Here is a 12,826-nt window from a genome sequence, read left to right as displayed (position 1 = left end):
AAGCCGACGACAGTTAAGGAAAAACAAGTGTACTAGCCAATCAAGTCAAAGCGGGGATTCACCTCGCGGCAAGCAGCAATAGACTTGATTAGAAGTTAGGATTGAGATCTGAATGCTCAACTCATGAAACCAATTGATTTTTACATTTTTTTATGCCATTCAAAACGCAAAACTTTTTTTTGGGCTTTACTTAAAGCCGCAGCCCGTCAAATTTTGTATCCGATAATTAATATTTAAGTAAAAGGAATTTTTGTGAAAACGCTCAGTATCCTCTTAGTAGAAGACAGTCCCCTAGATGCCGAACTGATTGAGGCATATCTAATGGATGGCGGACTCCAATTTTCTCTGGTGTGTGTGGAAACTCGCGAAGACTTTGCCACGGCGCTCGAAAAACAACGTTTTGACATTATTTTGGCAGATTATATGCTGCCTTGTTTTAACGGGATAGCTGCACTGGAAATCGCCCGCGCTACTTGTCCGGAAGTGCCGTTTATTTTTGTGTCGGCTACTTTGGGCGAGGAAGTGGCAATCGAAACTTTGAAAAGCGGCGCTACTGATTATGTTCTCAAACGCGGTTTGATGCGCTTGGTGCCGTCAATTCAGCGAGCACTGCGGGAAGTTCAAGAACGGAGCGAGCGCAAGCAAGCCGAAGCACAGCAGCAGGAAAGCGAAGCTCGATTTCGGATTATGGCAGATACCGCGCCGGTGATGATTTGGATGTCGGACACTGACCAACTTGGCGATTACTTTAACAAAGTTTGGCTGGAGTTTACCGGTAGAACTTTGGCGCAAGAAATGGGCACGGGTTGGATGGAAAACTTGCACCCAGATGACTTGCCAGAATCTCTGGATATTTACCAAAAAGCCTTCAAAGCTGGCAGCGAGTACCGGCTCGAATGCCGCCTGAGACGCTATGACGGGGAATACCGCTGGGTTTTGGGTACAGGCGTACCCCGGTACAGGCCCGATCGCACTTTGGCAGGTTACATCGGTTCTTACATCGATATTAGCGATCGAAAACAGGCAGAACAAGAACGCGCTGCCGCTTTGTCCCGCGAACAAGCAGCGAGGTTCCAAGCAGAAGAAACTGCTCAAGCGCTGCAATCGGCAAACGATCAAATTACTAACATTCTAGAAAGCATTACCGATGCTTTTATAGCTGTTGATTTAAATTGGAACTATACCTATGTTAACCAGAAAGCGATTGAGCTGTTAGGCAGACCAAAAGCCGAGTTGATCGGTAAAAATTTTGGGGATATATTTCCCTGGGCCGTCGATTTACCGTTGTACAAAATCGCTACCAAAGCATTAGCAGAAAAGGTAACGGTGGAGTATGAAGAATTCGTGCCGTTATGGAATAAGTGGTTGAAGGTGCGTTTTTATCCTTCCGATTCTGGTTTGTCGGCTTACATCCAAGACGTTAGCGATCACAAGCAAACAGAAGCTGCACTCCAAGCTAGCGAAGAAAAGCTGAGAATGTTAGCCGAAGCTAACTTGATGGGAATTATCTTCGGGGATGTCAACGGCGGTATCATGGAGGCCAACGATGAATTTTTGCGGATAGTTGGTTACACGCGGGAACAGTTGCAGCGCGGTGAATTAAACTCGATTGAGATCACGCCGCCGGAGTACCAGTCTATCGACAAGAACGGGATGGCAGAGGCACAAGCAACGGGGGTTTGCACTCCCTACGAAAAGGAATTCTGGAGGAGAGACGGCAGCCGGATTCCGGTGTTGATCGGATATGTTTTGCTCGCCCAAAAGCGGCAAGAATCTGTGGCTTTTATTCTCGATTTGACGGTTGGCAAGCAGTTGGAAAGAGAACTGCATGATCGAGCCGAGGAATTGGCGCGGGCGAACCGAATTAAAGACGAGTTTCTGGGAACTTTGTCCCATGAATTGCGGACGCCGCTGAATGCGATGCTGGGATGGGCACAACTGCTGCGAAACCGCAAGTTTGACGAAAAAACGACTGTTCGGGCTCTGGAAACGATCGATCGCAATACACGCTCGCTGGCAACTCTGATCGAGGATTTGTTGGACGTGTCCCAGATTATTACCGGCAAACTGTCGCTGAATTTGCGGTGGGTGGATGTGATTTCGACTGTTGAGGCTGCGATCGATACTCTCGCGCCCGCGATTGCTGCCAAAAATATTGAAATTGTGACGGATTTCGACCCAACTGCGGGGCGGATTTTGGGCGATTCCGGTCGCTTGCAGCAGGTAGCGTGGAATTTGCTGTCGAATGCGATTAAGTTTACTCCCGATGGCGGACAGGTGAGGGTGGGGGTGCGGAAGATGGAGAGGACTTTTGCCCGCGAGGAATCCGCTTGCTGTAAAAAATTGTCGCTCGCTAGTGTGGAAATTGAGGTCAGCGACACGGGACAAGGGATTTCAGAAGAGTTTTTACCGCACGTTTTCGATCGGTTCAGCCAAGCTGACAGCTCTATAAGGCGATCGTACAACGGATTGGGTTTGGGTTTGGCCCTAGTGCGGCATTTTGTGGAAATGCACGGGGGGACGGTGCAAGCTGAATCGGCCGGGAAGGGAAAAGGCTCGAGGTTTTTAGTGAAATTGCCAATTCAACAGCATCATTGCGACGGCGGAGTGTCTGTTGCCGGACTTGGGGAGTTGGCGATTCCTCAAACCCCGGCGCGAGCCCGTGTAAAGGAGGCTTTTGTCAGCAGCAATCTTTCTGGAGTACGGGTGTTGGTGGTCGATCTCGACGCGGATTCCCTGGATTTTGCCTGTACAGTGCTCGAAGATTGCGGGGCCCAGGTGGAGACTGCTACCTCTGGAATGGCTGCCCTGGATGCGATTGAAAGGCTGAATCCGGATGTGTTGGCGATCGATATCGAGATGCAGGCCCCTGATGGAGAGGCTCTGCTGCGGCAAGTGCGATCGCTCGTGGTGGACAGGGAAATTCCGGCGTTGGCGTTCACGGCGGTTGGTAGGGTAGAGGAACGGGTACGGGCACTGCAGCAAGGTTTTCAAATTTACGTGCCCAAGCCGATCGAGCCTGCTGAGTTGGTGGCGGTGGTGGCAAGTTTAGCGGCGCGATCGAACGATTTTAGATTTTAGATTGAGTGCGTTTGCAAACTTTGAGGACGGATGTCGTGACTACAAACCAATTTTCTTGCATTCGAGCGATCGGATAATAATTCTTAGGACTAAGGTCAACTGGTCGATTAAACAAAAATATGTAGTTGCGCTTGTCCGCTCTTAGGAATGAGAATTAAATAACCTGCAATGCGTGATTGTTCTTGTGGGATGGGCCTGAAAGCCCGTCCCTTATAGACGGGCTTTCAGGCCCATCCCACAGGCTTATGCAAATTATTTAATTCACGATCATTAGCTTAGAAAATAGCGTACAAGCCCAACTACATACTTAAAATTCAAGCTTTATTCGTGACAGTTGGCCTTAGTCCTAATCCTGCCGAAAAACTTTTTTTACTATAAATTAGACTTAGAGCTAATTTGTCAAGTCCCAAAAGTTATAAATTTAATTTAGGTCACAGTGTGTAGTTTTTGATACTGATAGCAGTTTCTAAAAGGAATACAACTGTAGACAAGTTCCAAACCATGATAATCATCAGTAGTCCGACTTCTCAAATCTAAAATCTAAAATTGTATGAGGTTCAGGGACGATCGCCCTTAACAGTCTCTCCTGAAATATCAAGTTCAGCAATTAGCTGCTTCATTAGACAAGATTGCAAAAGTCCTTTTAATCAAATTTTCGGACGCTGCTCAAAGCCATCCCACAAGAAAAAAAAATTTGTGGGATGGCTTTGAGCAGCGTCCTAATTATTTTTGCAAGAGGTCTATTAAGCATGACTCTTAGCTACGATTAACCTAATTTGTCATACCCCAAAAGATATAAATTTAATTTAAGTCAAAGTTTTTAGCTTTTGAGCACAGGTGCAGGGCCGATCGCCCCCAACACTATTTCCTCAAATATCAAGTTCAGCAACAAGATGCTTCATTAGAAAAATATTCGGCCGGCGTAAATGCTTCTAACACTCCTCTATTGCCCGCCGTGCAAGGATTTTTTGGTTCTTGGATCTGGACTGGGTGCCCGCTTTCCACTATCGACGGCTAGATACCAATTGCACCCGGCCGGCATCCATTTCATCCATTAATAACTCTAAAGCCTCATAATCAATATCCGAGATGTACCCCAAACGGGTGAGCTCGTAGTTGATTTCGTTTTCAATGTCAGGCGTCAACTGCTTAATGTAGAGGGCTTTTTCTACAAGTTGACGAATAGCATGAGTTGCTTGCATAGTAAGTCGGAGAACTCCGTACAGTTTAATTTTCCTCTGAAGTGTCGATCAAACAGGTGATCTAGATCAGAACTAATAAGTGATTTAAATTACATTGTTCAGTTTTATCTAACAGCTAGGGCAAAGTCGATCGCAATTTTTAGAGTTACCAAGACTTGCGCCTGCTGGCATTAATAAAAAATAGTATAGTAGCTTACGTTTCCTGCCCAAATCTTACGCAAAATTTCATAAAAAAGAGTCAATAAATAAAGATTCAGTAAAATTACTGAAAACAACTGGTCGGTTTCCCTCCGAGCAAGTTAGGCTCAGTGTTATCAAGTAGGTTTAGGCTTACAACCTTCTAGCACAGTAGTTGAAAATACACAGCAACCATAGGTTTGAAATATGCAGACACTTCTTGCCCAGAAACCAATTACGGTGATTCGACCCCTAGACTACCTGAATGCAGCCACCTGCGGAGAATTCGACGTACAACTAACGACAGCAATTGCAGCCCCTGGGGTTGTAGCGCTACTTGTAGATTTGGGCGCAGTCACATTTATTGACAGTGCCGGTTTGATGGCATTGGTTTCCGGCCTGAAGCAGGCGAAAAAAATGGGGCGCAGGTTTAGTCTTTGCTCAGTTTCCGCCGGGATTAGGATGGTTCTGGAACTCAGCCAACTCGATCGAGTGTTTGAGATATTTGAAAATGTCGATAGCTTTGAGGCCGAAAACTCCTGTTTCAGTTGACAGTTGACAGTTGACAGTTGACAGTTGACAGCTTGCCCTCCGAGCGAATGGGTGCTCCCAAAATTTTAGACTTTTGTTCCTGCTCCTTGGATTCAATGCTGCAAGTCAATTCTTCAATTCTTCAATTCTTCAATCTAAAATCGACTGACTGTCGTTGGCGTGTTGGCAGATTTTAAGGTAGGCTGCTTAAGAGTCGCAAATATGAGAGCGAGTCGAGCCGTGGCAGTAAAAGTCGAAGAATTACTTACAGCAGAAATTAATCAGCCTGCTCGTTATCTGGGAAACGAGTTGGGGGCTGCACACAAGCCTTGGGATGCAGCGTCTGTGCGCTGGGTGCTCACTTACCCAGAAGTGTATGAAGTTGGTGCTTCCAATCTGGGGCACATCATCCTTTACAATATTTTGAACGCAGGGCCGAGACAGTTGTGCGATCGAGCTTATTTGCCCGCACCAGACTTGGCAGCAAAACTGCGATCGACTCAAACTCCCCTGTTTGCAGTAGAATCCAGGCGATCGCTCACAGAATTTGATATTCTGGGCTTCAGCCTCAGCTACGAACTCGGAGCAACAAACATTCTGGAAATGCTGGATTTAGCCGGCATTCCCCTAACTTGGAAAGAAAGAGCCACAAATGCCCAAAATGGCGCAGATTTGCCGCTGATTTTTGCTGGCGGGCAAACAGCAACTTCCAATCCCGAACCCTACGCGGACTTTTTTGACTTCATCGCTTTGGGAGATGGAGAAGAGTTGCTGCCAGAAATTGGCTTGATTTTGGCAGAAGGCAAAGCTAATAATTTGAGCCGAGAAGCATTGCTGCTGGATTTAGCGCAAATTCCCGGCGTTTATGTCCCGCAATTCTACGATATGGCGGCCGACGGTTCTGTTCATCCCAATCGCCCGCAAGTTCCAGAACGAATTCTGCGCCGCGTGGCGACTCCCATACCAGCTTATTCGATCGGCCTGGTTCCCTACGTCCAGACAGTACACGACAGACTGACAGTAGAAATCCGCCGGGGATGCACCCGCGGGTGTCGCTTCTGTCAGCCGGGAATGCTGACTCGCCCCGCGCGCGATGTCGAACCGCAGCAAGTCGTAGAGGCGATCGAAGAAGGCATGAAAGCCACCGGGCACAGCGAGTTTTCCCTGCTTTCCCTGAGTTGTTCCGACTATCTGGCACTCCCAGCAGTCGGGATGGAAATCAAAAATCGCCTGAAAGATAAAAATATTTCTCTGTCTCTACCCAGCCAGCGGGTTGACAGATTTGACGATAATATTGCCGACATTCTCGGCGGTACGCGACAAGGCGGTTTGACTTTTGCGCCGGAAGCTGGTACGCAGCGGATGCGCGACATCGTTAACAAAGGTTTGACGAATGAAGAATTGCTCCGGGGTGTCAAAACTGCGGTCGATCGCGGCTGGGATAAAATCAAGCTGTATTTTATGATCGGTTTGCCCGGAGAAACAGATTTTGATGTGCTGGGCATTGCCGAAACGGTTCGCTGGCTGCACAGGGAATGCAGGCTACAGGGCCGGCGGGGACTGAATTTTAACTTGACAATTTCAAATTTTACGCCTAAGCCTCACACTCCTTTTCAGTGGCACTCGGTTTCTACTGCTGAGTTTTCCCGCAAGCAAAGACTGCTCAAGGGAGAATTTCGGGGGATGCGCGGCGTCAAGGTGAATTACACTGATGTGCGGATTTCGGCAATGGAGGATTTTGTCGGAAGGGGCGATCGACGTTTGGGCGCTGTAGTCCGCCGCGCTTGGGAACTTGGCGCGGGTATGGATGCGTGGTGGGAAAGCTTGGATCAGGCTTACAAAGCTTGGACTCAGGCGATAGATGAGTCGGGCCTTACCTGGAAATACCGCCAAGTTGAAAGCGGCGAGTGGAATCTGTTTGACAAGGAAGAGGAGAAGGAAGAGGAGAAGGAAGAGGAGAAGGAAGAAGGAAGTTCGGCAACGGATTCTGTAACGGATGTAACGGATGTAACGGATGGAAGTCGGATGGAAGTCGGAAGAATGAATAAGGAAGATTTTCCCACATCTCCCACTCTCCCCCTCTCCCCTTCCCCCCCTCTCCCCCTCTCCCCCTCTCCCCTTCCCCCCCTCTCTCTTGATCAGGCCCTGCCTTGGGATCACTTAGATACGGGAATAGACAAAAACTGGCTTAAAATTGACTTGCAAAAGGCTTTAGAAGCAGCGACGGTTCCCGACTGTTCCTTTGAAGGGTGTTCGCGCTGCGGGGTTTGTGGCACGGATTTCGGACACAATGTGGTTGTGGATGCGCTGCCAATTCCTGAGTTTGCTGGGGAGTTTGTGCCGAATACCGAGCGGAAACAGCGTTTTCGGGTTTGGTTTGGAAAGGTGGGCGATATGGCTTTGGTTGGTCATTTGGATTTGATCCGATTGCTTGATCGAGTTGTCCGCAGGGCCGATTTGCCGATTTCGTTTACCGGTGGCTTTCACCCGAATCCTCGGATTTCTCTGGCAAATGCTCTGCCTCTGGGCGTTACCAGCACTGGGGAAATTGCCGACTTTGAGCTCACTGAGTCGATCGATATTGAGAGTTTTCGGGAAAAGTTGGCCGCTAAGCTGCCGGAAAATATTCCGATTTACAAGGTTGAGCCGATCGATCTTAAGGCTCCTTCTGCTAACCAGTTGTTGGAAGCAGCGGAGTACCTGATTACTGTTGCTGTAGCGGGTGTGGTGGCAGAAAATGGCGAATGTGACCGGGAAAATTCTGCTCCTGTCTGCGTCGCGGATAATGCTAACTGGGAAGATTGGGTCAAGACGATCGCCGAAACCGAGGCTTTTTGGCGGGTGCATACTACTAAGTCGGGAAAGACGCAGAATGTCAATTTGCGCGATCGGCTGCACAAACTAGAACTTGTAGAGCAGAAACCAGACAGCAGCACCTCTGCTAGGAGTGCTACATCCGAAGGTAGAGCCGTCTTGCGTTTTACCGGCAGTTGTCGCAGCGACGGCAACTTGCTAAAGCCAGAACATATTGTTTTCATGCTCGAACAAGTCAGCCAGCAGGAAATTCAGCTTCTGCAGGTTGAGCGTAGTCAGCTAATCCTAGGTTATGGTTAAGATAGGGAAGCCGTGGTGGAATATTTCACCTTCGGCTCTCGATCGGGATGTGTCGCTTACGCTATAATTGCTTGTTATGGAAGCTGCGGTGGCTTGAGCGCTTTAGTCGCTCGTCGCTAATAGTCAACCAGCAACGCGGGCTGGGTGCAAATTGCTTCTGTTCAAGATTTCAAGCCTTTTTGTACATTCACGGGCTAAATCTAGCGTCAAACCGGCAGGAGCGGGGCATGAACCAAATTTAGCGATTAATTTCGACCGATCGACTGGTTGTCGATCGTCGGCTTACTCAAAAATCTCACGGTTCAAGCCCCAGAGCAGGTATTCAACAATAGATGTTTTTGACCCGTCAAAAAACGGAGATAAGCCCCCGACTTAAGTCGTGGAGAACCAAAAATTTTAGATTTTAGACCATAGTTCAAGCTCCCAGATTCATCTGCCCTTGTAAATCTAAAATCTAAAATCTAAGATCTAAAATCTAAAATCGACTGACGAGGTTTTAGGGTTGGCAGGGGCGGAGGTTGCAGTCAAATGCCAATCTGGGGGTATGTTGAGTGCGATCGCGCAAGAATTCAACAAAAGTCTAGGCGCTTTCACTCCTACTTACTTTCGCTCAAAACCAGCCCTCAAACAACACGCAAGCGGAGTTATCAGTTCGTAGTGTTAAGTTGTGTGTTAAGAAATTGGTACGGTGTCAATGAATTTATTCGCTGAGTTCAAAGGAAGAGTTGTAAGTGTTGAATTTTGAGTATTGATTTCGCAATTCTCAACTCAAATCTCAATATTGCTAACTCGATAAAAGCCTCCTTATTTCTATCTCTCAGATTTATCTGCTGAGCATAACTCATAACTATGTACGGGCGGGTTTAACTACTTTATCTGTAACAGTTAACAGTGAACAGTCAACAGTTAACAGTGAACGGTCAACAGTTAACTTTCCTTCCACCCTGCACCAACTCACAGCTAATAACTCTTCAAGCTACTACTAATTACAGTCTAAGTCAGAGGCACTATGAGTGCGTAAGTGTCTCTAACTTGCTGCCAGTTTTTTGAGGAAATTGAATGACAAAGCAGATAGTTATAGCAGAGCAGCATCGCATTGCTGCCGTCTTTTCAGAAGATCAAATCCAAGAACTTGTGGTAGCCACAGGCAGCCACCAAGTCAGTGACATTTACTTGGGAATTGTTGAAAATGTACTCCCTGGGATAGATGCGGCATTCGTCAATATTGGCGATCCAGAACGTAACGGGTTCATGCACGTCACAGACCTCGGCCCGCTGCGCCTTAAACGCTCGGCAGGAGCAATTACAGAACTCCTGACCCCCCAGCAGAAAGTGGTGGTACAGGTGATGAAAGAACCGACGGGCAGCAAAGGCCCCCGGCTGACAGGCAACATTACTCTGCCGGGCCGCTATTTGGTACTGATGCCCTACGGCAGGGGAGTCAATCTCTCGCGGCGGATCAAGTCGGAAGCCGAGCGCAACCGCCTCAGAGCCCTGGCTATTTTGGTGAAACCGGCCGGGATGGGGCTGCTGGTACGCACTGAAGCTGAAGGGATGACGGAAGAAGCGATCATGGAAGATTTGGAAGTCCTCCAAAAACAGTGGGAAGCCGTTCAACTCGAAGGCGGTACTTCGCGGGCGCCGGCACTGCTCAACCGGGATGACGATTTTATCCAGCGGGTGCTCCGAGATATGTTCAGCGGTGACGTGAATCGGATTGTGGTGGACTCGCAAAATGGAATTAAGCGGGTGAAGCAGCAGTTGATGAGCTGGAACGGCGGTAAACTTCCTGCGGGAGTTTTGATCGACCACCACCGAGAGCGCGCCTCGATTTTAGAATTTTTCCGCGTTAACGCTGCGATTCGAGAAGCCCTCAGACCAAGGGTTGATTTGCCTTCGGGTGGTTATGTGATTATAGAGCCGACTGAGGCGCTGACGGTGATCGATGTCAACTCTGGCTCGTTTACTCGATCGGCGACGGCTCGGGAAACTGTACTCTGGACAAATTGCGAAGCAGCCACGGAAATTGCTAGACAACTGCGGTTGCGGAATATTGCCGGGGTGATTATTGTTGACTTTATTGACATGGAATCCCGCCGCGATCAGTTGCAGGTGCTGGAACATTTCAATAAAGCTCTCAAAGCTGACAAGGCTCGGCCGCAAATCGCTCAACTGTCGGAATTGGGACTGGTAGAACTCACCCGCAAGCGCCAAGGTCAAAATATTTACGAGTTGTTCGGCCACAGTTGCCCTACTTGCAGCGGGTTGGGTCATCTGGTGCAACTCCCTGGGGAAGAAGACTTCGCCGCAGCGGTGCGGGAATCGGGCGATCGCACTGTTGCTTCCTCGAACCGCGTTATGTTGAATTTGCCAGAAGGATTGGAACGCCGCAGCTTGACGCCTGTGGCGGCTGCAACTCCCGCACCAGTGCGGGAAGAACGCCCCCCCGAACCTGCTCGGGCTGCTTGGGAACCTCAAAGCGAAAGTTTGGATTTTGAGACTGGCAGCAACGCCTCATCTTTGGACTTGCTCAACCATCCCAGCTATCAGGATTTGGGGAACGGAACTAGACGCCGCCGTCGCCGCCGGATTGGCGAAGAGCCTTTTGCTCTCCCGGCGGAGGAGGAACCGGTACGCAGCAAGTTGCGGCTGCCGAATACTTCGAGTGCGCCCGTCGCGGATACGCGCTCTGAGTATTTGGCACCCCCGGGCATCCGGGCGGCTTCGGAGGGCTTCGGGCTGGTGAATATGGCGACTGTTGGCAGGCGCGAGGATTTCGATCGCGTGCGTCCGGCTAAGTCTGAGTTGATGAAGCCGATGGTGGAGCCTCCAGAGGTGATTTCGGTGGAAATGACGGCGGAGGAGCAGGATGTTTATGCTCTGATGGGGGTTTCTCCTTTGGTGCTTACTGATCGCAGCGTGAAAAATCCTAAGAATGCGATCGTTTCGGTGACTCTCCCGGGAGCGGCCCCGAACAAGCAGCCTTTCGAGCAGCTCGAATTTGAATTTGAAGCGACGACGCCTCCACAGAATGTTGAGGAACGGGATTATTATCCAGAAAGGTCGGTAGTTGAGCCTGTTTTTTCTGAGGATGAGGATGATGATGATGATGATGATGCCCAAATTTATGGCGAGAGTTTGATCGACGAAACTGATGATTTTGATCAGATGGAGGAACCCAGCGATGTGATGGATGAATCCTATGAGCCGATCGAATCCTATGAGCCGATCGAACTCAATGAGCCGATCGAACTCAATGAGCCGATCGAACTCAATGAGCCGATCGAACTCAATGAGCCGATCGAATCGAGCGAACCCGAAGAACCTGCTATCAACCGCCGTCGCCGCCGTCGCTCATCTGCCCTTTTGGACGAATAATTATGAAGGAAGAGGGAAGAAGGAAGAAGGAAGAAGGAAGAGGGAAAAAGGAAGAGGGAAAAAGGAAGAGGGAAGAAGAAAGAGGGAAGAAGAAAGAGGGAAAAAGGAAGAACTAGAAATTTTTACTCTCTTCCCATCTTTCCATCTCCCCCTCTCCCCATCTCCCTCTCTCCCCCTCTCCCCATCTCCCTCTCCCCCCATCTCCCCATCTCCCTCTCTCCCTCGAATAATTGCAGGTGTAGATGAAGTAGGAAGAGGAGCTTTGTTCGGGCCGGTGGTGGCTGCGGCCTGCATTTTGCCCGACGAGGTTCTCGATGAATTGGTAAGTTGCGGGGTGCGCGACAGCAAGCAGTTGAGTGCCACAGCCCGAAGTCGGTTAGCTATAAAAATCCGGGCTGTGGCGGTTGACTGTCAAATTGGTGCGGCTTCGGTGCGGGAGATCGATCGCCTCAATATTTTGCAGGCTTCTTTGTTGGCGATGAAACGGGCGATTTTGAAGTTGAAGGTTACTCCTGATTTGTGTTTGGTTGATGGGAATCAAAGGATTCCCAATTTGGCGATCGAGCAAGAGACGATGATCAAGGGTGATGCGCGATCGATTCAGATTGCCGCCGCTAGCATTGTCGCCAAAGTTTGGCGCGATGAATTAATCTTGCGGATGGCTGTTAAGTATCCCGAATATGACTTGACAAACAACAAAGGATATGGCACAAAAAAACATAAATTGGCTTTAGAACGTTGCGGTGTGTCTGTCTTTCATCGGGTGTCATTTAGTCCTTGCCGATAATCTTAAAATAGCGGTGGAAAACTTAGCTAATTCCAGCGCGAGTATATAAAATTTGAAAAACCAAGAATTTCAGATTAATAGTCCTGGGTGTATAAATTCAATTCTGTAGGATGCACAATGCCCACCTTACCGCTTCAGCCTCCGGTAGCATCTATAGAATCTTTGGTAGTGCTTTTATGTAAAGGATAGAGGATAATAGCTCTATGCCAATCTTTTGAGGAGTCTCATGATGAAACCCTATCTGATTTGTCCCACTTGTGGTTCTGACGATGTGATGAAAAATGGAATGACTCGTCGCGGAAAACTTTCACCATAAATGTCGTGACTGTGGTCGCCAGGAAAGTCGAAAATCCTAAGTGGCAACCCAAAGACGCCGACACCGGGAGCAAAAATTGAGTTGCTTCTCAAGAGAGCGGATTTCTCTTGCTGGCATTGCCCTCCTTCATGGGTGTTTCCTCTCTTCTGGCTTCTTGCATTATTTGACACTCCCCTGCTATCGAGGCGAGGGGATTCTTGGATCAACCAGTCGAACTTATCTCTGTTTTGTCGCCACCAG

Annotated in this window: 7 protein-coding genes; 5 read left to right on the top strand and 2 right to left on the bottom strand. The window is 48.8% G+C overall.

The window, feature by feature from the left end; all coding sequences use genetic code 11:
* Window positions 1-252 precede the first annotated feature (252 nt).
* Window positions 253-3,081 (top strand): PAS domain S-box protein, encoded by a 2,829-nt coding sequence (locus QUA58_RS21735; protein ID WP_333252327.1) that lies wholly within the window; start codon window positions 253-255, stop codon window positions 3,079-3,081.
* A 1,004-nt stretch (window positions 3,082-4,085) separates the two neighbouring features.
* On the opposite strand, the gene QUA58_RS21730 is transcribed toward QUA58_RS21735, so the two are convergent.
* Window positions 4,086-4,283: a hypothetical protein gene (locus QUA58_RS21730; RefSeq protein WP_015176637.1), complete on the bottom strand. Its 198-nt coding sequence runs from the start codon at window positions 4,281-4,283 to the stop codon at window positions 4,086-4,088.
* Between the two features lie 384 nt (window positions 4,284-4,667).
* On the opposite strand from QUA58_RS21730, the gene QUA58_RS21725 reads away from it, so the two are divergent.
* The 4 genes from QUA58_RS21725 (at window position 4,668) to QUA58_RS21710 (ending at window position 12,270) form a co-directional block, all read left to right on the top strand.
* Complete coding sequence (locus tag QUA58_RS21725; RefSeq protein WP_333395881.1) at window positions 4,668-5,012, top strand: STAS domain-containing protein; 345 nt, start codon at window positions 4,668-4,670, stop codon at window positions 5,010-5,012.
* A gap of 219 nt (window positions 5,013-5,231) precedes the next feature.
* The gene (locus tag QUA58_RS21720; protein WP_333252329.1) at window positions 5,232-8,105 is read left to right on the top strand and encodes a TIGR03960 family B12-binding radical SAM protein; all 2,874 of its coding nucleotides are present in this window, start codon (window positions 5,232-5,234) and stop codon (window positions 8,103-8,105) included.
* A gap of 1,059 nt (window positions 8,106-9,164) precedes the next feature.
* A complete protein-coding gene (locus tag QUA58_RS21715; RefSeq protein WP_333395879.1) occupies window positions 9,165-11,483 on the top strand; it encodes an Rne/Rng family ribonuclease in 2,319 nt (772 codons plus the stop codon).
* On the top strand, window positions 11,398-12,270 hold the full coding sequence (locus QUA58_RS21710; protein ID WP_333395877.1) for a ribonuclease HII: 873 nt from the start codon (window positions 11,398-11,400) through the stop codon (window positions 12,268-12,270). The genes QUA58_RS21715 and QUA58_RS21710 overlap by 86 nt, the downstream gene beginning before the upstream one ends.
* 237 nt (window positions 12,271-12,507) lie before the next feature.
* Here QUA58_RS21710 and QUA58_RS21705 read toward each other — a convergent pair.
* Window positions 12,508-12,826 (bottom strand): hypothetical protein (locus QUA58_RS21705; RefSeq protein WP_333252333.1); only part of this gene is annotated, 319 nt, incomplete at its 5' end.

The sequence above is a fragment of the Microcoleus sp. N9_A1 genome (assembly GCF_036701795.1).
Lineage (GTDB): Bacteria > Cyanobacteriota > Cyanobacteriia > Cyanobacteriales > Microcoleaceae > Microcoleus.
Note: the sequence above shows the minus strand (reverse complement) of the source record. Positions and strands in the feature narration are given on the sequence as shown.